Annotated in this window: 22 protein-coding genes and 1 pseudogene; 8 read left to right on the top strand and 15 right to left on the bottom strand. The window is 43.9% G+C overall.

All coding sequences use genetic code 11. The annotated features are described in order from the left end of the window. Positions 1–64: 64 nt before the first annotated feature. Entirely contained in the window at positions 65–1,180 is a 1,116-nt protein-coding gene (locus tag SCACP_RS04360; protein WP_425060182.1) for an SGNH/GDSL hydrolase family protein, read from the bottom strand. Positions 1,181–2,211: 1,031 nt separating this feature from the next. Between SCACP_RS04360 and SCACP_RS04355 the strand changes: the two genes are divergently transcribed. Then, positions 2,212–3,453 carry an IS4 family transposase gene (locus SCACP_RS04355; RefSeq protein ID WP_425057688.1) on the top strand — a complete coding sequence of 414 codons (1,242 nt, stop codon included), beginning with the start codon at positions 2,212–2,214 and terminating at the stop codon, positions 3,451–3,453. A 245-nt stretch (positions 3,454–3,698) separates the two neighbouring features. Here the strand turns inward: SCACP_RS04355 and SCACP_RS04350 are convergent, their stop codons facing one another. Further along, the gene (locus tag SCACP_RS04350; protein WP_425060181.1) at positions 3,699–3,914 is read right to left on the bottom strand and encodes a hypothetical protein; all 216 of its coding nucleotides are present in this window, start codon (positions 3,912–3,914) and stop codon (positions 3,699–3,701) included. 275 nt (positions 3,915–4,189) lie between these two features. Here SCACP_RS04350 and SCACP_RS04345 point away from each other — a divergent pair, with 275 nt between their 5' ends. Continuing rightward, positions 4,190–4,939, top strand: coding sequence for a hypothetical protein (locus SCACP_RS04345; RefSeq protein WP_425060180.1), 750 nt, complete (start codon positions 4,190–4,192; stop codon positions 4,937–4,939). A gap of 97 nt (positions 4,940–5,036) precedes the next feature. On the opposite strand, the gene SCACP_RS04340 is transcribed toward SCACP_RS04345, so the two are convergent. Further along, positions 5,037–6,002: a P1 family peptidase gene (locus tag SCACP_RS04340; protein ID WP_425060179.1), complete on the bottom strand. Its 966-nt coding sequence runs from the start codon at positions 6,000–6,002 to the stop codon at positions 5,037–5,039. Between the two features lie 202 nt (positions 6,003–6,204). On the opposite strand from SCACP_RS04340, the gene SCACP_RS04335 reads away from it, so the two are divergent. Further along, positions 6,205–6,819, top strand: a complete 615-nt coding sequence (locus tag SCACP_RS04335) for a flavodoxin family protein (RefSeq protein WP_425060178.1) — start codon at positions 6,205–6,207, stop codon at positions 6,817–6,819. Between the two features lie 487 nt (positions 6,820–7,306). Here SCACP_RS04335 and SCACP_RS04330 read toward each other — a convergent pair whose 3' ends face one another. From SCACP_RS04330 to hcp, 5 genes are all read right to left on the bottom strand, one after another. Beyond that, positions 7,307–7,447, bottom strand: a complete 141-nt coding sequence (locus SCACP_RS04330; RefSeq protein ID WP_425060177.1) for a hypothetical protein — start codon at positions 7,445–7,447, stop codon at positions 7,307–7,309. Between the two features lie 29 nt (positions 7,448–7,476). Next, a complete protein-coding gene (gene asrC, locus SCACP_RS04325; RefSeq protein ID WP_425060176.1) occupies positions 7,477–8,430 on the bottom strand; it encodes a sulfite reductase subunit C in 954 nt (317 codons plus the stop codon). A 17-nt stretch (positions 8,431–8,447) separates the two neighbouring features. Beyond that, positions 8,448–9,242, bottom strand: a complete 795-nt coding sequence (gene asrB, locus SCACP_RS04320; protein ID WP_425060175.1) for an anaerobic sulfite reductase subunit AsrB — start codon at positions 9,240–9,242, stop codon at positions 8,448–8,450. Next, positions 9,239–10,240, bottom strand: coding sequence for an anaerobic sulfite reductase subunit AsrA (gene asrA / locus SCACP_RS04315; RefSeq protein ID WP_425060174.1), 1,002 nt, complete (start codon positions 10,238–10,240; stop codon positions 9,239–9,241). The genes asrB and asrA overlap by 4 nt, the downstream gene beginning before the upstream one ends. Before the next feature lie 222 nt (positions 10,241–10,462). Continuing rightward, positions 10,463–12,103 (bottom strand): hydroxylamine reductase, encoded by a 1,641-nt coding sequence (gene hcp, locus SCACP_RS04310; RefSeq protein ID WP_425060173.1) that lies wholly within the window; start codon positions 12,101–12,103, stop codon positions 10,463–10,465. A gap of 188 nt (positions 12,104–12,291) precedes the next feature. Here hcp and SCACP_RS04305 point away from each other — a divergent pair, with 188 nt between their 5' ends. The 3 genes from SCACP_RS04305 (at position 12,292) to SCACP_RS04295 (ending at position 15,725) form a co-directional block, all read left to right on the top strand. Next, the gene (locus SCACP_RS04305; RefSeq protein ID WP_425060172.1) at positions 12,292–12,984 is read left to right on the top strand and encodes a Crp/Fnr family transcriptional regulator; all 693 of its coding nucleotides are present in this window, start codon (positions 12,292–12,294) and stop codon (positions 12,982–12,984) included. 419 nt (positions 12,985–13,403) lie between these two features. Further along, positions 13,404–14,933 carry an acyl-CoA carboxylase subunit beta gene (locus SCACP_RS04300; RefSeq protein ID WP_425060171.1) on the top strand — a complete coding sequence of 510 codons (1,530 nt, stop codon included), beginning with the start codon at positions 13,404–13,406 and terminating at the stop codon, positions 14,931–14,933. A 189-nt stretch (positions 14,934–15,122) separates the two neighbouring features. Further along, entirely contained in the window at positions 15,123–15,725 is a 603-nt protein-coding gene (locus SCACP_RS04295; protein WP_425060170.1) for a hypothetical protein, read from the top strand. Positions 15,726–15,938: 213 nt separating this feature from the next. Here the strand turns inward: SCACP_RS04295 and SCACP_RS04290 are convergent, their stop codons facing one another. Both SCACP_RS04290 and SCACP_RS04285 read right to left on the bottom strand, forming a co-directional pair. Continuing rightward, positions 15,939–16,265, bottom strand: coding sequence for an N-acetyltransferase family protein (locus SCACP_RS04290; RefSeq protein ID WP_425061321.1), 327 nt, complete (start codon positions 16,263–16,265; stop codon positions 15,939–15,941). Continuing rightward, positions 16,262–16,426, bottom strand: coding sequence for a hypothetical protein (locus tag SCACP_RS04285; protein WP_425060169.1), 165 nt, complete (start codon positions 16,424–16,426; stop codon positions 16,262–16,264). The genes SCACP_RS04290 and SCACP_RS04285 overlap by 4 nt, the downstream gene beginning before the upstream one ends. 624 nt (positions 16,427–17,050) lie before the next feature. Here SCACP_RS04285 and SCACP_RS04280 point away from each other — a divergent pair. Then, positions 17,051–17,902, top strand: coding sequence for a hypothetical protein (locus SCACP_RS04280; RefSeq protein ID WP_425060168.1), 852 nt, complete (start codon positions 17,051–17,053; stop codon positions 17,900–17,902). Positions 17,903–17,992: 90 nt separating this feature from the next. Here the strand turns inward: SCACP_RS04280 and SCACP_RS04275 are convergent, their stop codons facing one another. The 3 genes and pseudogenes from SCACP_RS04275 to SCACP_RS04265 form a co-directional block, all read right to left on the bottom strand. Next, positions 17,993–19,231, bottom strand: a complete 1,239-nt coding sequence (locus tag SCACP_RS04275) for an NAD(P)/FAD-dependent oxidoreductase (protein ID WP_425060167.1) — start codon at positions 19,229–19,231, stop codon at positions 17,993–17,995. A gap of 468 nt (positions 19,232–19,699) precedes the next feature. Beyond that, entirely contained in the window at positions 19,700–22,078 is a 2,379-nt protein-coding gene (locus tag SCACP_RS04270) for an ATP-dependent DNA helicase (protein ID WP_425060166.1), read from the bottom strand. A 378-nt stretch (positions 22,079–22,456) separates the two neighbouring features. Then, positions 22,457–22,606 (bottom strand): annotated as a pseudogene (locus SCACP_RS04265) (HAMP domain-containing protein); the annotation flags it as partial. 120 nt (positions 22,607–22,726) lie between these two features. On the opposite strand from SCACP_RS04265, the gene SCACP_RS04260 reads away from it, so the two are divergent. Further along, positions 22,727–23,398, top strand: a complete 672-nt coding sequence (locus SCACP_RS04260; protein ID WP_425061320.1) for a PAS domain-containing protein — start codon at positions 22,727–22,729, stop codon at positions 23,396–23,398. A gap of 415 nt (positions 23,399–23,813) precedes the next feature. On the opposite strand, the gene SCACP_RS04255 is transcribed toward SCACP_RS04260, so the two are convergent. Both SCACP_RS04255 and SCACP_RS04250 read right to left on the bottom strand, forming a co-directional pair. Further along, positions 23,814–24,410: a GTP-binding protein gene (locus SCACP_RS04255; RefSeq protein WP_425060165.1), complete on the bottom strand. Its 597-nt coding sequence runs from the start codon at positions 24,408–24,410 to the stop codon at positions 23,814–23,816. Positions 24,411–24,499: 89 nt separating this feature from the next. Continuing rightward, a complete protein-coding gene (locus SCACP_RS04250; RefSeq protein ID WP_425060164.1) occupies positions 24,500–25,297 on the bottom strand; it encodes a methyltetrahydrofolate cobalamin methyltransferase in 798 nt (265 codons plus the stop codon). Between the last annotated feature and the right edge of the window lie 212 nt (positions 25,298–25,509).

Below are 25,509 nucleotides of genomic sequence, written 5' to 3'. Positions count from 1 at the left end.
TCCTATTCTCCCTGCCAGTTTAACGTCCCGCTTTTCATTTGATGTCTATTTTAGCGAAACCTTCTCATTTATTAATAACATCGCCAAAATTTTTTCTTAGGTAATCGCCAACGGCATATCCGATCAACGCTTTTCCCTTGGTATCCGGATGCAAGCCATCGGTAGCAAATTCAGTTGGCATGACGCCATCATTATCCATTAGCATTGGCGCAATATCTACGTAGTAAGTTTGCTCCCTTACCCATTTGTTGACTTTATACCACTCCTCCTGCCAATTTGGGCTTGTATCCTCGTTAAAGACACGCTTTATATTTATAGGGTTTACCGGGGTTAGTGTCAGAAAAACAGGGATTATCTTATTTTCCTGACATTTTTCTTTAATTTTTGTTAAATGGTTAATTACTTCTACCGCCCGCGTTCCAGCGCGGATGTCATTAAGCCCACCCATAACTACAAGCACTTTAGGCTGAAATGGTATCACATTATGGTCAAACCGTGCCAACATAGAACCGGTTGTATCGCCACTGCGCCCTAAATTTTTTATTGAAAAGCCGGCATAACTTGTCCAGTCGTAAGCCGGAATACCAGGCGGGTTGGAAATTGCCCCTCCACCATGTGTTACGCTGTCACCCAAAGCAGCTATAATATTACCCTCGCGGGATACCGTAAAAGGCTGAGGCTTTGACCACTGTCCTATAGGCTGCCCTTTTGCGTCCAGAGCAATCACCCGCCACCAGTACACGCCTTCCTCTGTAAACGCATCAACATCGTAACAGTCGAAAGAATCTGCTCCCTTTATTATGTAACTCTTCTTAAGATTGCCTGGCAGGCTATTGGTACTTGACTGAACTGGGCCAGACAAAATTTGCACCTCATAAGAATCGGCATTCAAAACGGGAATCCAGGAATATGCAGGATATAGAGGAACTCTAGCCAGCTTGTCTAAATGAGTGGTAATAAATGGTGATACGGGGTCAAATTCGCCTTCCTCCAATTTCTTAGGATCTGTAAAACGGGAAATAGGCTCCCGGTCCAAATTCAAGGCTCTTACCTGCCACCAAATTGACCCTTGCCCAGTAAAAAGTGTTGTGTCTAATTCAACCCCGGGATTATATACTTCCTTTAAAAGAGTGACACTTTCAAAATGGGTCTTGTCATTCATACTCTCTGGCTTGTTCATCACCACAAGTTGGTACATCACTGCGTCCGGGACAGCTTCCCATACTAATCGAACTTTCTTACCTGTGCACTCCGCAGAGTGAGGGTTAGGAATGCTAGGTGAGGAAATAACCGGCTGAAAAAATTCAAACAAAAGCATCCAACAAATCAGGCTACCCAAAATTTTGAATATGAAACCTTGCTTTCTCCGGGTATTTCTCTGTCGAAACAATTTATTACGCTCTAGACGGGTCATTGTGATTACCTACTTTGTATTGTATTTTTGTCTGGTATGTTTACAACCCATACCTTGGGATGTTAATAGCCGGTATGCTATAGTCGTAGCCAACAGGTCAATGTTGATAATCATTCTCATCATTAAGGTTAATTTTACCAGACTAATTGAGACATGTCAATTTAGATTCACACCGACCTGGATTAAATTCACATCCTGCTGTGGGCTATGCCACAACCGATTCAGACATAGAGAACGATCACCCATAATTAACAGGAAATATTTAGGGACTGTTTGTTGGCCTACAGCGCCAGTCATAACTTGTTTGGCTTCATCTCGAAACATTTGCCATCTAAATAAGTTGTAACACCTAAAACAATGAAATTCTAATGCGCCTCTGGTTAAACGGTATTCTTTTTCCCATAGATTATAGGGGTCGCTTTATAATTCTTGCCAAACAGGCGTCACCAGTCGCATAGCTATATGAAATCCAATAAAGATTTTTTTCTAGGCGTGTTGTTAGTAACGCTCCACCGCCGGCGCTTGACTTACGCTTATACTAACAACACGCCTGTACATCTTTATTGGATACTATATAGATATAATCGTTTTTGCCGGTATGAATTCATATAATAAGCCATTAACGTTGCAATAAAATTGTCTCAAATAGTCAAAGCTTAAATTCGCTCAAATTAGACGAAAAACAGCATTGTTTGGCGGTTTTACTATATTCGTCCTGGTATTTCACGAAAAAACTCCTTATAATAGAGTTAGAGCAGGTAACCCTGTCCATAGTCTCTAAAATAAGGAGCCAATACATGGACAAGGATATCACAAAAACCACACTTTTTAAAGCCTTTGAAGCATTCCCGTACGAAAAATTTAAACAAATTTGTCTTGATGCCGGATGTGATCGCTATGTCAAGAAGTCCAAAACCTTAAAACTGTTGTACCTTATGGTTATTGCTCAGTTTTTGGGTGAAGAATCTCTCCATTCCATCGCAAACCTCGTTACCGGCGACAAACGCATCCATGAAGTACTGCATCTTACCTCAATTAGTTCATCAACCCTGTCCCGCCGTCTAAGGAGCATCAAGCATCAATTTTGGGAAACCACCTTTTCCATGGTCAAAACTTCGGTCTGGCAACGTGCAAAAAACCGAAACCCCGGTTCTTCCAGTTATCAACTTAATGTCATCGATTCAAGCACAATAACACTTTGCCTTACGCGGTTTCTATGGGCTGACTTCCGAAAGACCAAAGGCGGCATAAAGCTCCATCAGAGTATTGTAGTTCACGAAGGCAATACTTACCCGGATCACGCTGTTCTTACTACAGCCCGAAAAGCCGACAAAAACGTCATGGATGAGCTGATCGTTACTGCGGACAACGTTTTAAACGTCTTCGACCGGGGCTATGTTGATTATGCAAAATGGGATGTCTATTGCCAAAATAATATTCGCTTCGTTTCCCGATTGAAGGGCAATGCCAACATTGAAGTGCTTGAGGAAACCAGCAATACCGGCGGCGGAGGTCTTAAAGAACGGATTGTTATTTTAGGCTGCCGATATATCACTCAGATGGCCCACCCGCTAAGATTAATAGAAACCCATGATCAAAATGGCAACCTGGTAACAATAGTGACGAACGACATGACTTTACCAGTTAAAGAGATCAGTGACATATATCGGCTCAGATGGCAAATCGAACTGTTTTTCAAATGGATAAAACAGCACCTGGTGATAAAGAAGTTCTACGGAACCAGCCCTAATGCCGTGTTTAGCCAGATATGGATTGCTTTAATCGGATATTGTTTACTAAAAGACTTGCAAGAGCAACTGCCAAAAAAGCGCTCCATGTTGGATGTACTCCGGGCGGTGAAAACATTTCTGTTTCGACATTTTAGCGAAATGATAGTCGCGTTAAGCCGGGGACCGACAAAGACCAGCAGAGGCCGAAAACCATCAATTCGGGATGAAATCGCCGATATACTGCAAGAAATCGACTTAAAAGGCACACAGGTACTTGATGTAGTAAACGTGGAGGAAATGTACTTATAATCGTATTGCGGCCAAAGGAATAATGTAAAAATGTGGATAAAGGGTTACCTTTATTCCAGCGTTTTTACATAATCCAGGAGAGGAACCAAGACAGAATATTCAAAACAATTTCTGGAGTGACACTAGTTCCCTTAGCGTAAAATTTAGGCTTGACAAGCTTGATTTAATTTAATGCAACGCTAATGATAATAAGCCCTTTTCATTAAGATAGTATATGAACTTTTTATCCGATAACATCTCGCCGGTTACTGTGCGGGGCCAATTTTATGCCAACGCCGTAAAAACCACAGCTCATTTAGCTGTCTTGTTCCATATATCAAGCACCTCGCCGTTAATCTTGAAAGCTTAATCTGCAGACTGTCGCCACTAACCTCTACCGTCAGATAGTTCGGTTGTTCCAGCGGATTATGAAACACCAAAACATGAGCACCAACGCTGTGCACAGCATAGCAACTGCCCATAAAAAATTCCGTTTAGTAAACAAGTGTAGTAGTTGCAGCACCATCGGTGTACCCCTTTTACGGCATATACAAATACATAGGTATTTCCTGACAACTTACCTAATCTCAGTATGCCGCAATTTGGCAATAGCCACTACTGCCGCAGTAAAAATTGACACCACAAATACAATACAAGGGCAGGAAATCGCTATATTTTCTTGAATAATTTACAATAATAAATTGCAATCTCCCTATTGCTGGATTTAGCAAAATATCTCACCGGAGGAACTAACGAAATGAAAAAAAACTGGTTTCTCATAATGTCTTTATCTTGCCTGTTATTGCTCACCGGCAGTATCAGCGCACATGCGGCAAACCCTGTCAACTGGCAAATTGAAAAGATTGGCGCATTTTCCGTACCTGAGGGCTGGCAAACGGCAGACATGCTGCAGGTGCTGTCGACAATCATGAAAGAAGCCAACGCAAAGGTTAAAAAACCGGCAACACCCCTTCCTGTACCGCCAGCCGATCCGTTCGCCCTGTTAAAAAACGCAAACTTTCAAATGTACCAGGTTACCATGAATGACGGTAAGGCTTACCGCACGGCGGTTATGGCTTTTTACCGGGACGACAAGCCCATGAACATGCGTGACAAAATGTATTTTTCCAAAAAACTTTCCGATGAGGAACGGCAAGAACTGGAAACCAGGATCAACTCTTTCTCTCAGGAAATAAAAAAACAGCTTGCCGTAAGTCACCAACAAAATAACGCCGGTGTAACCTTTCTTGAATTCACCCGCCCTGATTATTTGAAAGTCAATGACCGGCAGGCATACGGCCTGGGAGCAAGATTCGTAGTTTCAATGTACGGGTTAACCCTGCCGTATTATGTGAAATGGTATGCTTTTGATGCCAATGGGTTCATGTCTGCCGCTTTTCTGTTAACAACCGACAGTGAACGCAGTTACTGGGACCCGCTGGTGCGGAAAATCATCCGGTCTTTTGAACCGCGAAAATTTGAACCGTTAAACAAGTCATCAATGTAAAACCGTCAATGCAAAACAAATAACCGCCTAATCCTATAGCAATAAAGGCTTAGGCGGTTATTTGTTCCGGCCAATGCCAACGATACTTATGCAAAACTTATACAAAATCACGGTAACATTTATAGCCGCATAGCGGTGTCGCCTGCTTCACAGCCCGGATGACCGCCTGCTCGACGACGCGCGCCGCCAAGAGGCCGACTGCATTAATATCTGCCGCGACCTGCCCCAGTGCAAGAGAAAAGATGGTATCGCCATCCACCATTGTATGAGCCGGGCGCATCGTGCGCGCGTACCCGTCATGTGCCATTGAGGCTACTTTATTAGCTTGCGCTTTTGTCATGACGGCATTGGTGACAATGACTCCAATCGTCGTATTACCGGAAAATAGATTGCCCGGCTGTGCGTATTGCTGGATCATGCCATTTTCACTATTTAAAAAAACAAAGGGATTATCCTGAAAGGCTCCGGCTAGAATTTGTCCATTGCAGGGATCGACGACATCCCCCAGGCAGTTGACCGCCACAACCGCACCGACTAATAAATCGCCGGCCTTAAGACAATATGCACCCAAACCGCCTTTCATTGCATGGTTCATTCCGAAAAACTTGCCGACTGTCGCTCCGGTTCCTGCGCCGGCCGAACCTTCGTCAAAGATCTGCCGCTCGGCTGCAATACAGGCCTGATAACCCATTTTCTTGTCCGGCCTTACCCGATGGTCGCCACAATTCAGATCAAATAAGACAGCACCTGCCACAATCGGCACTTTAGTCACACCAACATCGAAACCTATGCCTTTTTCTTCAAGATAGGCCATAACTCCCGCTGCGGCATCCAATCCGAACGCGCTGCCCCCTGTCAGCAAAACGGCATGAATTTTTCCCACATGGTTTTCCGGTCTTAAAAGATCGGTTTCCCGCGTGCCCGGTGCTCCTCCCCGGACATCTACCCCGGCTACAGCGCCCTGTTCACACAGGATAACCGTACAGCCGGTTGCCGCATCCAAATTTTGCGCATTACCAATTTTAATATCAGTCATGCCGGTAATAGGAATTTCTTTTGTCATGTCAATCTCCTTTTCCTATGTAACATATAGAACAGTGAAATTGTACTTCAGATTGTGGTTTCAGTTGCCGCCAGCCTTCCGGTTAATTATTACTGAACAGCAATCAATTTCATAAATACTTGTAAAACAGTTTACAGACTATATATTAATTTCAATATATGATGATAAGTGTTTCAAATCAGCTAGTATGGAGGCGAAAAATATGAAGATTTTAGGTATTAGTGGCGATCCTACAAGTAAAGGTTCTACTGAGAAGCTAGTTAAATTGATTATGGAATGTTCAGGAGAGAAAGAACAGGATTTTATTGCCTTAAGAAATTTAGATATCAAACCCTGCAGAGGCTGTTTCGGTTGTATACAGGACAATCACTGTAAAAGAGATGATGACTGGAATACTATTGAAAATACGGTAAAGGAAGCTGAAGTCCTGATATTAGGAGTTACTACTTATTATGGTGCAGCTTTTGGCATTAATGCTTTAACCCATACATTTTTAGAAAGATGGTTTGCCTTGAGACACAAGGGCATTAAACTAAACGTAAAAAAGGTTATTTTAGCTGTGGTCAGCGGAGGAGGCCATCAAGATGCTGCAATCAATAATCTTAAGACCTTTTTTCAGGTTTATCATGGCATTCAGGATATCGATGTTCTGGTAGCCCAAGGAACTATTCCTTGTCTAGTATGCGGGGAAGGAGAAACTTGTCCAATTAGTTTTGCTGTTCGTATGTACGGAGAAGGCGTAAAAATCACTCCTGACATGCTTCCTTCTTTAGAAAAACAAGAAGCCGTTTTAGCTCAAGCAAAAAAATTTTTCTAAAATATGTATTCAGCCCCAAAGCTAAAAAGCTATTGGGGCTCATCTTTTATGAAACGATAACCACCTGAAGCTCATCTAATTTCCAACGGTAATTCTTCACTCGCGTCCGGTTGGCTCTCATGAACAAAGCCGTCCAGAGACAAATCAAAGGCATGAGTGACACACCTCAATTGTATTATAGTCCATTATTACCGGCCAAACAATGAAGTATTTTTTTAAGAATGATACTTCCATCACCAATAACACCTTCTATATGAAATCCAATAAAGTTTTTTTCTAGGCGTGTTGTTAGTAACGTTCCACCGCTGGCGCTTGACTTACGCTTATACTAACAACACGCCTGTAAATCTTTATTAGATACTATATAGACTGTAAATTTTCCGACAGCACTTTGCAATTTCTCAGCATCTTAGCCAAAGCCTGGCTGGAGGCCATGGAGGCCGATTGCTCCTGTATTGGCATTAGCTGCCACTTGCTGAATACCTGTCTACATTTGCTCTACTACAGCAGCCAATGTGTTAACCGCCTGTACCTGTTTCTCGGTACCCTGCGCAACACCGGTAATCGCAGTGGTAACCTGATTCGCAGCCTGAGCTGACTGTTCAGCACTGGCCATCAGCTCTTCCAACAGAAACGGTTTTCAACTGTCCACAGATGTCACCAGCTAATGGACTCGGCTACCTGGGCTTCGGGGTTTAGCACTACATCTTTCAACACCCATTCTTTAAATACTTGATAACCTGTACGGTCAACAATATAACCTACATGTTCCTTGCCCCCGGGAGCATTTTTATCAATAAACCGGTCGATATAGAGATAGGTATTCTTGATGATTTTGACAATGCTGTCCTCATCGATCCATTTGATGAATGGCTGGGCAATGCGGGGATTCTTCTTGCCGGTCCGGCCCATAATGACAAGCTGGTACAATTTTTTCCGGTCTCTGGTCCAGGCACCAGTAGGACACTTAATTACACATTCACCGCACCCTAAACATTTGTCAACATCCCGGGTTACTTTGAAGTTAGTGAATCGCAAGGCGCCGGCCGCCCGTTTTTTACAGTTGGTTACACAGGCCTGGCAACCGACACAGCGGTAAGCATCATACTGAGGCTCATTGAGGCCGATGATGCCGAAGTCATGCATTCTGGACTTAATACAATCATTCGGACAGCCGGTTAAAGCAATTTTAACATGATAATCATTCGGAAACACCACTTTTTCAATTTTTTGAGCAAGAGCAGTTGTATCATAATTAGCAAAAGGGCACACCCGGCTACCGATACAGGCTGCCACATTTCTGGTGCCGGCTGCCGGATAACCGGTGTCCGGAGTTATCTGGTTGATGCCCAGTCCGTCAATGACCGGTTGCAACAGGACATTGACCTCAGGGATTTTCTCCATAGCAATACCGGGAATTTCAAACCCTTGCCTGGTCGTAAAATGAACTGCGCCATTACCGTAAGTCTCAGCTATCTTTTGAATGACAGTTAAATATTTAGCTTCAAGGTGTCCTCCCGGTACTCTGATTCGCGCCGCTGTTTTGTTCCGTTCCTTGGTTACCCGGAAGGCATTCTTTTTCAATTGTTTGGTATTGATATCCATGCTCATACTGCCCTGCTCCCCCCCTAATCAATCAGAGTTTTGGCCTGGGAATAATTAAATACCGGGCCTTCCAGACAAATATAGGTGTCATCGATTTTACAATGGCCGCATTTGCCCACACCGCAACACATCTTCCGCTCATACGACACCCAGATATTCTCTTCCCTAACACCGCGTTTGAGGAATTCCGCCACGGTAAACTTCATCATGAGCGGTGGTCCCACCACTATGACCTGTACGCCGGCACTATCGTCTATCGGCAAGCCGGTAACATAATTAGTAATAAGCCCGGTGCACCCCTGATAGGCAGGGTCACCGGCCTTATCAACGGTAACTGTAACAGAAAGCTGTGTTTGCCAGCTCTGCAGATCTTCTTTAAACAGAATGTCCCCGGGCGACTTAAATCCCGCCAGCAAGGTCAATGTCTTGACTTCTGAGGGATGGTGGGCAAAATAATCAATGACTCCCTTTACCGGGGCCAATCCGGTACCGCCGGCAGCCACAATGATTTCCCGACCCTTATACAGGTTAAGGTCAAACCCGTTACCGTACGGCCCCCGTAGAAACAGTCTGTTTCCGGGCTGCATGTTATGAATGGTATTGGTGACAACGCCGACACGGCGGATGGTCAGCCCGATGTAATTTTCCCCAATATCACTGACGGAAATGGGCGCTTCACCGTATTTGGGAATAGAGACTTCAAAGAATTGTCCGGGCCTTACCATGCCGGAGTATTCCATAATGAATGTATAGTCAATGTCGGTGTGCGGGATGATCTTGAGAATCCGGCTGGCTACCGGCCTATACATGTTACTCATTGTCCGGCCTCCTTGCTGTAGGTATTGATTTTATTTACGCAATTGGCAGTCGAGATATATTCGGGACAAATATCGTCACAACGGCCACAGCCGACACACATGTGATAGCCAAACCGTTTTTTATAATCATAGAATTTATGCATAACCCGGAAACGCATGCGGTCAGCCTGACTTTTCCGAAAAGCATGACCTCCGGCCATATCGGTAAAACCGTCCACCATACAAGAAGCCCAGACCCGTCTTCTTTCCCCGGCGTTGGCGTTATCCTGGTAAAAGATATCCTGCATGGAAAAACAGGTACAGGTCGGGCAGACAAAACTGCAGCGCCCGCAGCCGATACACCGTGAAGAATATTCCTGCCACATACCGGCGGTGACAATTGAGGCCGGCAGTTGTTCCGGCACGGCCAGTTGTGTTTCGTTACTGGTTACAAACTGAGGTTCCACTATGACCGTCTCACCAGAGTAACCGGCAAAATCCTCATGTTTGGCTCCGATAACTACGGTTTCATCCTCAGGTCTGATAAACCAATCATAATCGGTAGTATGATTGGTATTCATACTCACGCAAAAACAATTGGGAAAACTGGCGGAGCATTCCATGAGGCAAAAATGAATTTTTTCCCGCATTGCTTTATAATACCGATCCTCACGGCCATTCCTGAGATATATCTCATCAAGACGTTTTACGGCATGTATATCACAACTTCGTACAAAGAGCAGAATCTTTTTATCCTCAACCTTTGGCTCCAGCCAGTGATCTTCTGTAAAGTAGAACAAGGTTTGCGTAATGGGCAGCAGGACTTCCCTGGCTGAAAAATGAGACTTTTGTTTAAACTCAATTTCCTGTAAAGTGCTGACTTCCTGATAGCGTAACGAATCGGTGTCGGTAAAACTCCCTTTGCCTTGTAACACTACAGGGGCAAACAGTACATATCTTGCTTTTAAATGTTCCAGGTATTGACCAAACTGAGTTTTGGTCATTCGGTAACCAACCATCGTCTATTCATCCTCCTTCGCTCTAGTGCCGGACTTTATAAAGAAAACACGGCTTGCGCCGAGCCTTTGGCGAAAGCGGAAGCCGATGTTGCCCTTATCCTGGCAGAGAGTTATACTTTCTGTCAGGAGCACAAAAGGCGGTGAATATTCACCGCCTTTTGCATCGTCCACTTGTTTTACAGACTCATTCGCGCTTGCAAGTTTTCTGGTTGTAAACTATTATTAGCGGCTCAGAATGGCTTTGATGTCCTCTTCCGGAGTACTGATGGGCTTCAACGCAAATTTTTCGACTAAGATGTTCAGGACATTGCCGGACAAGAACGCCGGCAAAGACGGCCCGATATAAATGTTTTTGATGCCGAGAGCCAAGAGGGTAAGCAATATGCATACGGCTTTTTGTTCATACCAGGACAGCACCAGCGTCAACGGCAGGTCATTGACACCGCAGTTGAAGGCTTTGGCCAGGGCTACTGCAACCTGGATGGCGGAGTAGGCGTCATTGCACTGCCCCATATCCAGGATACGGGGAATACCGCCGATATCGCCAATATTCAGGTCGTTGAACCGGTATTTGCCGCAGGCCAAGGTCAAAACCACTGTATCCTTAGGTGTTTTTTGCACAAACTCGGTGTAGTAGTTTCTGCCCGGTTTGGCTCCGTCGCAGCCGCCTACCAGGAAGAAGTGCTTAATAGCTCCGGCTTTGACGGCGTCAATAACTTTATCAGCCACACCCAGCACAGCATTGCGGGCAAAACCGGTCATTAGTTCGGTGCCACCATTGATACCGGTAAAGTGTTTATCTTCTTTATAGCCCCCCAGTTCCAATGCTTTATTGATGACCGGGGTAAAATCTTTGTGCAAACTGTTTTTTCCCTGGGAGCCAAGACCAAACAATTCCAAAGCTTTATCGATGATTGAGGCATCTTTTTTGCCATTGCTTTCAGAAATATGGGTGACACCAGGATATCCGACCACATCAGTGGTAAACACTCTGTCGGCATAGGAGGCCTTAGGCGGCATGAGACAGTTGGTGGTAAACAGGATCGGCGCCGGGATGTTGTCAAATTCTTTTTGCTGATTTTGCCAGGCAGTGCCAAAGTTTCCTTTCAGATGGCTGTATTTTTTCAATTCGGGATAAGCATGGGCCGGCAGCATTTCGCCATGGGTGTAAATGTTGATGCCTTTGCCTTCGGTTTGTTCTAAAAGTTGTTTTAAATCATGGAGGTCATGGCCGGTGATGACAATGAACGGGCCTTTTTCCACCAGGGTAGGAACTTTGGTGGGTACAGGGTGGCCGTAGGACGAAGTATTGGCTTCATCCAGCAAACCCATGCATTTTAAGTTTACTTGTCCAAACTCCATCAGCAGATTGAGCCATTCTTCCGCAGTGTGTTCTTCGCCAAGAGCGCGCAGTCCTTTGTAGAACCAGGCGGTAACTTCGTCATCGGTTTTACCCAGGATATGGGCGTGCCAGGCATAGGCAGCCATGCCACGCAGACCAAGCAGCAGTGTGGATCTAAGTGAGACAATATCTTCATTGCCGGTCCACAGGGTGCTCACAGGGAAATCCTGCGCGTTCGGATTTAATTTGGCTTTTTCGGTGTGAACACGATTGATGAGTTCGGTAATGCGGGCATTATCAAAGTTCACATTAGTTACTGTGGCAAACAGCCCTTGCAACACGAGTGCATCAGCCAGTTTGCCGGGGGTTTTCCCGGCGGCGGCGCGCGCCAAACCAATGAGAGCGCAAGTAAGTTCGTCCTGTTTGCCGGCAACGTCAGGCTTTTTACCGCAAACACCGATTTTGGTGCAGCCCTTTCCTCCGGCGGTTTGCTCACATTGGAAACAAAACATGTCTGACATTTTTACTCCTCCTTAATTTATCTTAAACTTCATGGGTTTCCAGAATTGTAGTCAACTTTTCCACATAATCTGCGTTGTTCGGTGTAAGGCAGTCAATCGAGGTATCTTGTACTTTTCAAATTCATTGTAATATAATAAAAACAATAAATCGGTAGCCATAGCTACCAAAAGTAAGGTTGTGGTAAGTTGTGGATAATAATATTTTAGCGGCACTTACGCCTTCACCGCTGTTTGACGGCATTTCCGCCGAGGCCCTGACTGCTGTGCTCGGCTGCTTGCAACCTAAAGTATGTACTTACCCTAAGAATAACTATATTGCCGTTGGCGGTGAGAGTTTTACCGGGCTGGGCATTCTTCTTACCGGCAAGGCAACGGTAATAAAGGAAAATGCGGCAGGTAGCCGTATTGCCCTAACCATGCTGGAATCAGGAGACATTTTCGGGGAGATGATTGCATTTTCCACAATAAAGAATTGGCCTGTTTCCGTAGTGGCCCAGACTGAGTGTTCAGTCATGTTTTTACCATCCGTAAAAATCATGGGTACGTGTTCCAATGTATGCGCAAGCCACAAACAACTTATCACCAATATGCTGGCGATACTATCGGAGAAGGCAATCCTGCTGAACCGGAAAGTCGAGTATCTGTCAATTAAGGGAATGCGCGAAAAAATAAGTACCTATCTTCTGGAGCAGCACAGGGTATCAGCCAGAAAGACGTTTACCCTGACGTTAAACCGTAACGATTTAGCGGATTTTCTCAATGTATCCCGGACAGCTTTATCCAGAGAGCTCGGCCGCATGCGCGACGAAGGTATCATTGAATTTTATCGTTCATCTGTAAAAATCAAAGATCTTGACATGCTAAAAAAGGTAATAGAATAAGTTTCTCACGTCACTTTAAAAAGATTTTAATCATTTTTATAAAAATTTAAGAATGCTTTAAAACCGGTTAATTTTTTCTTATTACAATAACCTCAAACAAACTAAGGAGGTAATCAGCATGAACAAAATCAAACTGTTGTACGATGTGGTTAAGAGTTTCTAAATCTATTGGCAGACCTTACTTTCCTGTATTGCTGAACGTTTGTTTAATGTCAGCGAGATTGGCGGATTACAAAATTTATATAACCGCGTCGCAGGCTTTCTTACTCCATATTGCCCCTAATAGTCTAATTTTTCCATATTAGCTTCGATTCTCTTATCAAGTCGGTCATAGACAATCTCTGATGAATTGCCTATAATAAATTTAGTACCATATACTAATACTTTATTATATAAACTACCTTTAATACGGAGGGTCTATGGTTACCGTAAATGAAAAAATTTCCGATTTAAAAAACCGCCATGAAATCATTCAAGGCGGCGGCGGAAAATCACGTATCGAAAAACAGCATCAAAGCGGAAAACTCACTGCCCGTGAGCGGCTTGAAAAACTTCTTGATCCGGGTACGTTTGTTGAAATAGATAAATTTGTTAAACATCGCTGCACTAATTTTGGCATGGAAAAACAAGACTATCCCGGTGAAGGGGTAGTGACTGGATATGGTCACATCAATGGCCGCCTCGTGTTTGTTTTCGCCCAGGATTTTACCGTCGCTGGTGGTTCACTGGGGGAGATGCATGCGGCCAAAATTGTAAAGGTGCAAAATCTGGCCATGCAAGCCAAAGCGCCCATTATCGGCATTAATGATTCCGGCGGTGCACGGATACAAGAAGGACCCGACGCCCTGGCGGGTTTTGGCGATATCTTTTACAACAACACCCTCGCTTCCGGAGTAATTCCTCAAATATCGGTTATTATGGGCCCTTGTGCCGGTGGAGCTGTCTATTCCCCGGCGATTACCGATTTCATTTTCATGGTAAGTAAAACCAGTCAAATGTTTATTACCGGCCCCCAAGTAATAAAAACAGTTACCAATGAGAGTGTAGAAGCCGAAACACTAGGCGGCGCCGTGACCCACAATGAAATCTCCGGGGTTGCTCATTTCATCGCCGACAATGATGAGAATTGTATTGAACACATCCGTTACTTGCTTAGCTTTCTGCCCAGCAACAATACGGAGCCGCCCCCACGCTATGAGTGTCAGGATGCCCCCACCCGGATCGAACCGGCCCTTAATACCATTATCGCTGACGATGCATCAATTCCTTACGATATGAAAGATATCATCGGCTTGTTTGTCGATTATGGAGAATTCTATGAAGTTCACCGCTACTTCGCACCCAATATTATTACCGCCTTTGCCCGCATGGCTGGTCAAACCGTGGGAATTATCGCCAGCCAGCCGAAGGTTATGGCAGGCTGCCTGGACATCAATGCCTCCGATAAAAGCGCCCGCTTTATCCGGTTCTGTGATGCATTTAATATTCCGTTAATCACTTTAGTAGACGTTCCTGGATTTTTGCCGGGCATTTCTCAGGAACACGGCGGCATCATCCGGCACGGAGCTAAAATTCTCTATGCCTATGCCGAAGCTACTGTCCCCAAAATCACGTTAATTACCCGCAAAGCCTATGGCGGTGCCTATATCGGTATGTGCTCCAAACATCTGCGATCCGATATGGTTTTTGCCTGGCCCAGTGCTGAAATTGCCGTAATGGGCCCGGAGGGAGCGGCTAATATTATCTTTCGTAATGACCCGGATGTGAAAGAAAAAACGCAGCAATATATCGAAGAATTTGCAACACCTTATAAAGCCGCCGAACGAGGTTATATCGACCAAATTATTGAACCGGAAGAAACAAGACCCTGTATTATTTCTGCTCTAAAAATGTTACAAAATAAATTTGTCAAAAAGCCGTTTAGAAAGCATGGCAATATTCCCCTATAAAAAATACGAATCGCCGGTACTAATGATACAACTAAGCGTATCACTGATACCGGCGATTTGCTTTGCTTCTTCCAATTTTTATATTAGAATGATTAGTTAGGCTTTTGCTATCCTTGTCACTATATTTACCAGGATTATGACAGCGAAAGCATGGAACACTAAAAATAAAAAATGAGGGGGGAGAAACAATTGGAAAGAAAATCAGCTAAACGCAGGCAGCTCAGTCATCATCTTCGCCGCAAATATAAACACTACGCCGCCGCCGTAGCCGGCGCAGCCATTATGACAGGAGCTTTTTTGCCCGGTATCCCGGCCGCAAAAGCCTTTGCTGCTGAAAGTCCCTCAACATTACCTCCTACAACTATCAATCAGACAACACTGGCTGATAAAGACGTCCAAAAACCCGTAAGGCAAGTTATCGCCGAGAAAACCCGGGATAAAGATAGGAATGACCCTCCAGGCCGGGGCTGGCATGAGCACAGGCATAGCTGGCCAAGTCCTGACGAAAATCAGGCATGGTATCAGGACGGGCGTATTTATTATCGTAGTGATAATGACCGTTATCATACTGATTATGTCTACTATCTCAACAGCCCTGTGGATTTTATCAAAGACAACGCCGCCCTCTACGGTTTTAACCGCTACCTCGATTCTTTCAGCCTCCTTTCCCTGTCAAGCCATAAAGCTATTGTCGAAGTAACCAAACATGATACCGAAAAACTATTTGATGTATTTCTGGAAAGAACCGGCGACCGCGGCTGGAAAGTTATCGAGGTCCGCGCCCTACCATAAGGGGGTCAGGCCTTGCATTATTGCGTTTTGTTAAATCAAATATAATATAATGAGAACTGAAGAAATATTGCGTAGGCTAAGTAAAAAGGAAGCCAGTACTTGTATAAAAGTGCTAGCTTCCTTTTTGAGTAAAATTTTAAGTCTTCAAAGCCGGCTGGCACATACTAGTCAAAATACCTGGCTACCATTGAAACTAAACTTAATATCTCTTTATTAACCAAACCATTGATACATTATATAAGCATCTACGAATCCTTTTTCTTTATGATTAAAAGCATTGTGCAGTGTACCAACTATGTTAAAGCCACATTTTTTCCAAAGTTTAACAGCCACTTCATTGGTAGCTACTACAAAATTATATTGCATTCCCTTAAATCCAAATGTCCTTGCCTCTTTTAGGGAATGCTCGCACATGGTTCTACCTATACCTTTTCCACGCGCTTTGAAACTAACAATGTATCCAGCGTTGCAAACATGTGAACCTAAACCAGGTTGGTTTGGCTTCAAAAAATAAGTGCCCACTACCTGTTCGTTTTCTATTGCTTATATGTAGCCAAAGGGGTCTCCATCCATATACGAAAGCCTTCTTCTTTAGAAGTATCAGGAGAAAAAACATATGTATCCGCTTTTAAAAAGGCTTCATGCATGATGGGCCAGATTTCATCGAAATCATAGTTTTCTGCCCGCCTTATCTGAATCAATTCTCACATCTCCTAAAATACAATTTGATTCCACCAGTTTTTTGTCACTTTCTTCATAGTTGCCATGTCCCTATGTGTCGATAATCACCATGTGCAAAATTCCATAATACCGTTAGTAAGTTATAGTATTTTCTTTCATCAGAACAATATCCCTGCTATAATTATATAGTATCCAATAAAGATTTACAGGCGTGTTGTTAGTATAAGCGTAAGTCAAGCGCCAGCGGTGGAGCGTTACTAACATCACGCCTAGAAAAAAATCTTTATTGGATTTCATATAGCAATAAAAAAAAGCATTTTCGTGCATCCCGGTCACAAATAACGGGAATACCTTCAATTTATCCTATGAAAATAAGCAATTCACACCAACATAAAAAAGCCGGTAAAATAATAAGCTGTACATAGACAGCGGCTATCTGCTATATTTGATTCAAAGACTGGTAAACAAAATATAAGCAAATCAAAAAAATTCGGATGCTTCATCTTGCTGCATCCGAATTTTTTTGATTGCCTGACTAAATTCCCTTAGACTCAAAAGACGGCATCTTAACAGATACATTATCCTCAGCGCATGTGGAGACAATTGTTTTAACGATCTAAATTTTTTGCATATGGGGTGGTAGTGTGTCTGGGACATACTGGTATTACGGACTTGTTGTTGCCAGTCTTGTCTTACTGATAGCAGCTTTACAACATCGCAGAGACTGGAAGTTACTAGTACTGCACCTAAGCATATTCAGCCTAATTCATCCATTCGAAGTTGTTGTGCTTACAACGAATGGATACGTATATTTGCCGGGCATTTTACCGGCAGCGGCGGACAATTTTGCCGGCGCATTTATATCAGATTTTTTCATCATTCCGGCCTCGGCAGTGTTTATCAGTGCCTTTTCACTTTCTTGGCGTTTCATCCTATGTTTTGCTGCCCTCTTTACCGGCATCGACTGGTATTTTACCTCGCTCGGCATTTATCAGCATTTTTGGTGGAAATCCATCTATACGGGGATTGGACTCATTGTCTTATATGCTATAAGTGCCTGGCTTTGGAGCAATCTCCACAAATCTCGGCCACCACTCCTATTCCGCCTTCTCATCATTCACTTTACGTATTTCGCGCTCCAAAGCGCCATTACATTTGCCGTAAACCGAGGCGGGCAGCTCTTTACAATGCAAATGGCATCCCTACCACTTGATGAGCCAGACAAAATGATGAACGTCTTGATCAGTATATATCAGCTTATAGTCAGCGCCACGGTAGTTCTATGTATGGGACTAAAGCTGCCTTTCCGCTACCGGACTCTCGGCATCGGTGTAATCGTCGGACTGAACTGGGTTATTGAGCACTTTGGAATATTTGTGCCACAAGCAAATATTAGTCCGTATCACATAATTTTCGTTCCGGTGCTCGCTAGCGTTTTGTTACAAATTCTATTTAAAATTACCAGGGTAGACTATTTATTCCCCAAGTGCCGTTGAAAATTGTCCGCAATTCCTGACACAAAATTGCTAGGAGTTTTCCAAGTAGTCGATTGGCCGTTTGAAACAAAGTATTCTTAACAGTCAAAGTTATTGCCGAGTAATAATTCGTACTGCTCGTTCATAAAACAAATAGTCCCATATCCATTTCATGAAGACTACTGTGCGGTTGCGAAAATCAATGAGCCGCCAAATGTGGATCACCGACCAAAGCAGCCAGGCAAAAAAACCTTTCAGCTTTATATTTCCTATATGGACAACAGCAGCATTTCTGCCGATTGTCGCCATGTTTCCTACGCTTTTAAATACAAATCGTTGTAACGGTTTACCATTAATCCTATTCAAAATATTTGTAGCAGCTACATCGGCCTGCTGAATGGCTACCGGCGCAATCATGGGCAGCGGCCGTCCGTTTTGTTCGAAGTGCGACGCATCGCCAATAACAAAAACTTCCGGGTGCTCAGGCAGTTGCAAATATTCGTTTACTACCGCCCGGCACAAGTGACCTTGGCGTACGGGCAACTTGTCCAATAAATCAGCAGCCCTTACTCCAGCCGCCCAAATTACCGTGTGCGTTTGAATTGTTTCTCCGCCTGTAAGAGTTAGCTGTTCACCGTTATAATCGGCTACCTGAACATTTAACCGAACTTCAATGTTCTTTTCAGATAGAATATCCCGGGTTGCCTCGCCTAAATCCTGAGGCATCGCCGCAAGCAATTTGTCCGATGCTTCAATCAGTACAATACGAACTTGTGTAAAATCTATGTTGTGATATTCCTTCGCCATGACATGATAGATTAATTCAGACAAAGCACCGGCTGATTCCACCCCGGTTGGTCCTCCTCCGACTATGACAAAGGTGAGAAGCGCTTTTTGTCTATCTGGATTTTCTTCAAATGCTGCTTCTTCAAATTTACGTAAAACATGGTTTCGAATCGATACAGCTTCATCAAGATTTTTTAGTCCATAACTATGTTTTGCGACACTCTCCATTCCAAAGTAATTGGTCATTCCGCCAGGCGCCAAAACCAGATAATCATAGTCAACACTCCCCATATTCCCGATCACACATTGCTTAGCAAAATCGACATTTATCACTTCATCCATGTGAAAATGGACATTGGGAAAATTGCTGAGAATTGCCCGCACCGGGTAGGCAATATCGTCAACCGATAAACCAGCTGTAGATACTTGATAAAGCAACGGCTGAAACAAGTGATAATTGCGTTTGTCTATAACCGTTACTTTTATATCTGACCGGGCAAGAACTTTGGCGACCCGGATTCCGCCAAATCCAGCACCAACAATTACTACATGTTTCAAATTCATCACTCATTTCTTGTATTTTTTTAGATTGCCTAGTATATCAGATAATCAGCATTGTTATGAATATCATTTTATAACTATATGAAATCCAATAAAGATTCTTTTCTAGGCGTGATGTTAGTAACGCTCCACCGCTGGCGCTTGACTTACGCTTATACTAACAACACGCCTGTAAATCTTTATTGGATACTATATACTTTGTGAATGATGATTACAATAGTACTTTAACATTTATAACAATAGATTGGAAATATACAATGACTATTTTATAATAGATATAAATTATCGTTAATGAAGTTGCAGGCCCAAAGCTACTGAAGCGTATGTCATTTGTGACAGTTGCGGTAAAGATTGTATTGTACAAAACAAATGAAAAAGCGAAACCTGCACAGAAATATACCGGATTTCGCTAATTTTAACCGCTAAACTGCAGGAGCTGACCTAAAAGCCAATTAGGTCAGCTCCTGCAGTTTATCCCTTAGCCCAAAACTCTTTTGCCGCATCAGCAATATTGCCAACGCTTTTGACATTTATGGCTCCATGCCATTCTCGCGGAAATAGCCTCCTATACCTGGGCTGAGAAAACCTATCGTCAATCAGGAGGACCAATCCCTGGTCATCTTCGGTACGAATTACCCGCCCCGCCGCTTGCAGGACTTTGTTCATTCCCGGATAAACATAGGCGTACTCAAATCCCTGGTATTTATCTTTATTAAACCAGTTCCGGATAATTTCCCGCTCCAGGCAAACCTGCGGCAAGCCCACGCCGACGACAACAGCCCCGACGAGCCGCTCGCCGGTTAGATCAACCCCTTCGCCAAATACCCCGCCAAGTACAGCAAATCCCACAAGTGTAGCCGCGTTGTCACCGGAGAACTGGCGTAAAAACTCGGTACGTTCCTCTTCCGTCATTTCACCAACTTGCCGGATCACCCGTATCAACGGGTTTTTCAAACAAAACCGCTGATACACTTCCTCCATATACCGATATGACGGAAAAAATACCAAATAGTTTCCGGTTCTGGCGCCAATTGCCGCAGTTATGCTTTCGACAACAACATCATAAGTCTTCTCCCGTGTTTTATAAGTAGTGCTAATATTGTCAGCCACAAGCAAACATAGATTGTTATGAGTAAACGGAGAAGGCACTGCTATTTTTCCATCCCCTTCGGCACCGCCCAACATTTTCAAAAAGTAATTAAGCGGTGTTAAAGTAGCAGAAAAAAAGACTGCCGCCCGCCCCCGCGCCAAAGCCTGCCGCAATAACTCCGAAGGGTTAACGCAAAAGAGCTTGAGTTTTACGTCCTTTCCCGCCTTTTCGACGTACGTCACATATCTTTCATCATACATCTCAGAAGTCCGCAAAAACGCATTAACTTCGAAATAAGTATCCAAAAGTTTTTCGCGAAAATCTGCCGGTTCATTGCTGGCCAGCCACTCTTCGGCCAAACTTGCAAACTTTCTTAGCAGTGGCAAGATATCAGTTAACGGCTCTTCTCGCACACAGTAGTCAGGTTGTCCCACTGCCGATTTTTCCACACACAGCTTCCCAATCTTCACCAGATACGAGTTTATCTTCCCTGCGGCTTTAGCCAGCCGTGGCAGCTTTTCCTTAACATCCTTCCTTAAATCAAGGAAAGTCTGCTTCATTATTTTTGCTGAAAACATTTCACGTGCCCGATCAACAAGATTATGGGCCTCATCAACAAGAAAACAATATTGCCCGTTATTTTCATAAAAAAAACGTTTGAGACAGACGGCCGGGTCAAATACGTAGTTATAGTCACATATGACTGCGTCGGCCCACACGGCCAAGTCCAGGGACAATTCAAACGGACAAACCATATGCTTGCGGGCATATTGCTCGATTACTTCGCGGGTAAAAGCTTCAAGCCGCCAGCAGTCGTTCAATACCGGGCCAATTTTGTCAAAATACTTTTCCGCATATGGGCACTCTTCAGGAGTACACGCCGCTCCAGGCATAAAGCATATTTTTTCTTTGGCAGTCAATGTCAAAGTTTTAAATTTTAAACCTGTTTGCCGCAGCCTATCAAAGGCTTCTTCTGCCAGTTGGCGTGTTACCGTCTTAGCCGTGAGGAAAAAAATTTTTTCTACATGTCCCATTCCCATGGCCTTGACAGCGGGAAATATAGTTGCCATTGTCTTGCCTGTGCCGGTAGGCGCCTGGGCATACAGCTTAAGCCCCATACTCAATGCCTTATATACAGCAACAGCCAGCTGCCGCTGGCCATGCCGAAAAGATGCAAAGGGAAAGTCTAACAGCCGGGCGGAATTGTCGCGTACTTCTATCCAGTCTCCCACCCGTTCCGCCCACATTACATATTGAGTTATCAGCTGGTTGAAAAACTCTGCCAGCTCTCCCGCAGAGTACAACTGTTTAAAACTCTTGATTTCTAATGTAGTAACCTGACAGTAGGAAATCTGAACATTGATTTTTTCAAGACCATGCTGTACTGCATAGATATAAGCATAGCACTTAGCTTGCGCCCAGTGCAGCGGATTATAACATTCCTCAATTCCTTCAAGATCGGCAGTTATTGACTTAATTTCGTCAATTGTCACCTGTTCGTTACCGGTTTCATCCTTAGTGACTATCACGCCGTCAGCCCGCCCGCTGATATGTAATGTCACGCCAGGCCTTTCCACCAATATCGATAAACTTACCTCCGGCTCATACTCTGAACCTTGCGTCTGTTGAATTTTACGATGAATTTTGCTCCCGTCCATCATACGCAAGCTACCGGTAAAAGTTGCTACCAAATCTCCGGACCGAAGCACAAATTCAACTAAATTCCGTACTGAAATTTTTACCACTCTGTTTGCAGACATACATCATTACCCTTCGGCCTCAGAATTGGTTAGTTTTCTATAGTTAAATAATATCACGAACAAATGTTCAAGACAAGAACAGTATCGGGGGCAGGTATTACCATGAAACTGCAAAATCCTGCAGGTTCCCAAAACTTTGCAGGATTTTCATTATTATCCATAATATGTCTATTTACTTAATACAATTTGAACCGGAACAAGTATATCCTGGTAATGAATTCCGAAGATGCGGAAAAGTCAACATTGGAGCCTGTCTCGAAATCAGGTAGAATAAGACTGACGGAGGATAGGATGTAAGGCAAATATACAGTCTGGGTTTGACTGGCGGCATCCTTGCTTATCTTATCACTCTCGTGTGAAGAGGCAACTTGCGGCTATCGCCTGGGCGGATTGTTCGGCACCTGCCGTAAGTTCCTCCGACGAAGCCGCAACCTGCTCGGCTGCTTCCGATACGTGCTTGATAAGCCTGCGTAAATTTGTAATCATCGTGTTTAGGGCTGTACCTAACTGCCCCACTTCATCTTGGGACGTAATCTAAATACTACGGTCTCAACGCTACTAGGGGAAAATTCGGATGAGATCGTTCATGTAGGTAACATCCAAAAATATATAACGTCCTTAAAGATTGCCGATGAGCGGCTTGAAGAAATGGTTATCCTCCGTAAAAAGCTGGATTCTGATTTTCAGGCTTCCTTTAATCAAACCTATATTGGGGATAAAGATTGCATTATCTTGTTTGTTAGCATATCTGGAGCACGGAGTCTCGGAATGAAGCCTTCCGATATGATCGGAAGACATTGGCGACAGTTAGGAATGCCGGCCGAAATCATGGAGAAATTTGAGCAAAACCTAGGAGCGGTAATTACCTCAGGAAAACCGTTGATCATTGAAACTATGTTTCCTACCCAGCATGGACTCCAGTATTTCGATGTTAATTTAAGGCCTTTATTCAACGAAACCGGTAGCGTCGAAGCCGTGATTTCCACAGTAAAGAATAATGCAAAAAACAGGCTCATTGAAATGGAGCTCATAAACCAAATGAAAAGACTTGATCAATTAATTAAAAAAACCTTTCATCATCATAATTGTAGGATGAAACAGGATAAAAGCGTATTATACATCGCGACAATTCTACAAAAAATTAACCTGAATCCTTATTTTACAAGGATTCAGGCCAGTCCCGCCGTTACTAAGGATAACATTTTTATTGTGAAGCACCTCATCGAGATCTATCTTAGGGAATCACAATATATTAACTACGCCCCTTTTTTGGGAAGATCTGCCCGGCATTCTCGAGACACTTCCCCCCAGATCCTTTAACGCGTCATTAACCACTTTTTTCACTGCGCTCAGCGTGTGTTCAAAAACAAGGACATTCACATATAGTTCCAAACTGTCCAGGATCACTCCGTCTCGATTGCGCCAACAATCTGAGGGAGTCACATCTACCCGGTCCAACCTGGTAAGTGACAAAACGAGAAAATGTTCCGCCGCCGGTTCCGGCAATTTGGCTAACACTTTAATATGGCCCAAAATAATCTCATTATGGGATAGTGCTTTTCCAACTGATCTTATAAAGTCTCGCAATCGTCTTTCAACTTCCGGGGTTGTCAGGGATTTTTCAAACACAATACGACGAGTTTGGCTAAAAACCGTTGCATCCCTACTCACAGCAAACGACCTCCTCAATCGCAGTAAACTTGCCATGACCTGGGTAGCTAACACAGAATTCGCATTACTGTTCACAACAGACGACCTCCTCAAGCACGGCAAGAGGCAATTCCGCTGCTGCGCTGGTACTCACAATCTTCATTTTGGCGTCAAATTCCTGGAGATCTCTTACAATCTTCTGTGTATCCTCACCCGCAAGATCCACTTTATTAAGAACAATCAGATCACTCCCTGTTACCTGTCCAATAACAAGCGGTTCTAACGTAGACTTCAGTTCCGACCATCGTCCGCGGTCAATAAGTGTTATTGTTTTGAAAGCGGAATAGACCGTACTATATTTTTTGATCTCTTTGGCTGTTTTGGAGGGAAATGCCAGACCGGTCATTTCGATCATCAACCACTCCGGCTTGATGGTCGCATGAATTTCATCAATGGCTCTTAGTAAGTCACTGGTAATTTGGCAACACACACAGCCGCCAAATAGTCGTTTTACTTGCATACCACTATTAGAAAAAAGTTTATCGTCAATCCCGGCTGCCCCGATTTCATTTTCAATAATGGCTACCGTTTCCTGGCGAATAGAAGTTAGGTATTTCGCTACCTGCAGAATAGTTGTAGTCTTGCCAGAACCTAAAAAACCGCCAAAAAGCAAAATACGCATAGATTCCTTTTCCCTCCTAGTATTCTACTCTTGCATAGAAAGAAGCTGTCCCCATAGTGCTGGAGACAGCTCCTTTACCGCTGCAATGGCTACCAGACAAATGCTTCCCGCCGGTGAGCTTCAAGATAGTTGCAGCAGAAGTTATCCCGTCCGGCCAGTGTTTCTGCCGTTACTATGCTGGCCATCATCGCCTTGTCCAGCGGATTAATAATCAAACTGTCTAACCCCTTGGCAATACCCATCACTGCAAACATTTGGTTCATAAATTTACGATTGGGCAAACCGTACGAAATGTTGGACAGCCCGCAAATAGTATGCACTCCCGGATAATTAGTGGTAATAGCCTGAACGGCATCCAAAAATTCGATACCGAATGAGTCACTGGTAGCCACCGGCTGGACCAAGGCATCTACATAGATGTTGTCCAAAGGTACTTTGTTTTTGACCAGGTTGTTAATCAGCTTATCAGCAATTCTTAATCTAGCCTCCATGGTCTCCGGCATTCCTTCGTCACTCATGCACAAGGCCACTACCTTGAGGTCGGTGCCGGCGACGATCGGTAATAAAGCATCATACCTGTCTTTTTCCAGAGAAATGGAGTTGACCATTGCCGTCCCCTTATGCACTGCCAGCGCCTGCTCCACACATTTCGGGTCCGGGCTGTCAATGCAGCAGGGCGCATCCACTACTTCCTGCACAATTTTGACCAGCCATTTGAGGTATTCGGCTTCTTTTCCAACAAAAATGCCGGCATTGACATCAATATAATGGGAACCTGCCGCAAACTCATCTTGGGCTACTTTTTGGATCTGTTTGACATCTTGAGCCTCAATAGCCGCAGCAATGGCCTTACGGCTGGAATTGATCAATTCACCCACAATTATCATTTAGCTTATTCTCCTCCTCGTATAATAGAATTAGATCCACCGGATAGCGTAATTTCCAGTAAGGAAACACATATTCCGGGGAACCGGTTCCCAATTCTGAAGAAGCTCTTTTTACCCCGAAATATTATCCACATTCAGCCTGTAATGCGCGCGGTTATAGGTTGTGGTTAATTCCTTCTATGGTTAAAGACGCTTTTTCAGAATGGATTAAT

This window comes from Sporomusaceae bacterium ACPt (assembly GCA_041428575.1).
Classification (GTDB): domain Bacteria; phylum Bacillota; class Negativicutes; order Sporomusales; family Sporomusaceae; genus Sporomusa_D; species Sporomusa_D carbonis.
The sequence above is the reverse complement of the archived record's forward strand: the minus strand, read 5'-3'. Positions and strand labels throughout refer to the sequence as shown.

Bases quoted from the DNA above. Each gene is read 5' to 3' on its own strand.
- SCACP_RS04360 (WP_425060182.1), bottom strand. From the start codon at position 1,180: ATGAACAAGCCAGAGAGTATGAATGACAAGACCCATTTTGAAAGTGTC.
- SCACP_RS04355 (WP_425057688.1), top strand. From the start codon at position 2,212: ATGGACAAGGATATCACAAAAACCACACTTTTTAAAGCCTTTGAAGCA.
- SCACP_RS04350 (WP_425060181.1), bottom strand. From the start codon at position 3,914: ATGGGCAGTTGCTATGCTGTGCACAGCGTTGGTGCTCATGTTTTGGTG.
- SCACP_RS04345 (WP_425060180.1), top strand. From the start codon at position 4,190: ATGAAAAAAAACTGGTTTCTCATAATGTCTTTATCTTGCCTGTTATTG.
- SCACP_RS04340 (WP_425060179.1), bottom strand. From the start codon at position 6,002: ATGACAAAAGAAATTCCTATTACCGGCATGACTGATATTAAAATTGGT.
- SCACP_RS04335 (WP_425060178.1), top strand. From the start codon at position 6,205: ATGAAGATTTTAGGTATTAGTGGCGATCCTACAAGTAAAGGTTCTACT.
- asrC (WP_425060176.1), bottom strand. From the start codon at position 8,430: ATGAGCATGGATATCAATACCAAACAATTGAAAAAGAATGCCTTCCGG.
- asrB (WP_425060175.1), bottom strand. From the start codon at position 9,242: ATGAGTAACATGTATAGGCCGGTAGCCAGCCGGATTCTCAAGATCATC.
- asrA (WP_425060174.1), bottom strand. From the start codon at position 10,240: ATGGTTGGTTACCGAATGACCAAAACTCAGTTTGGTCAATACCTGGAA.
- hcp (WP_425060173.1), bottom strand. From the start codon at position 12,103: ATGTCAGACATGTTTTGTTTCCAATGTGAGCAAACCGCCGGAGGAAAG.
- SCACP_RS04300 (WP_425060171.1), top strand. From the start codon at position 13,404: ATGGTTACCGTAAATGAAAAAATTTCCGATTTAAAAAACCGCCATGAA.
- SCACP_RS04275 (WP_425060167.1), bottom strand. From the start codon at position 19,231: ATGAATTTGAAACATGTAGTAATTGTTGGTGCTGGATTTGGCGGAATC.
- SCACP_RS04270 (WP_425060166.1), bottom strand. From the start codon at position 22,078: ATGTCTGCAAACAGAGTGGTAAAAATTTCAGTACGGAATTTAGTTGAA.
- SCACP_RS04260 (WP_425061320.1), top strand. From the start codon at position 22,727: ATGGTTATCCTCCGTAAAAAGCTGGATTCTGATTTTCAGGCTTCCTTT.
- SCACP_RS04255 (WP_425060165.1), bottom strand. From the start codon at position 24,410: ATGCGTATTTTGCTTTTTGGCGGTTTTTTAGGTTCTGGCAAGACTACA.
- SCACP_RS04250 (WP_425060164.1), bottom strand. From the start codon at position 25,297: ATGATAATTGTGGGTGAATTGATCAATTCCAGCCGTAAGGCCATTGCT.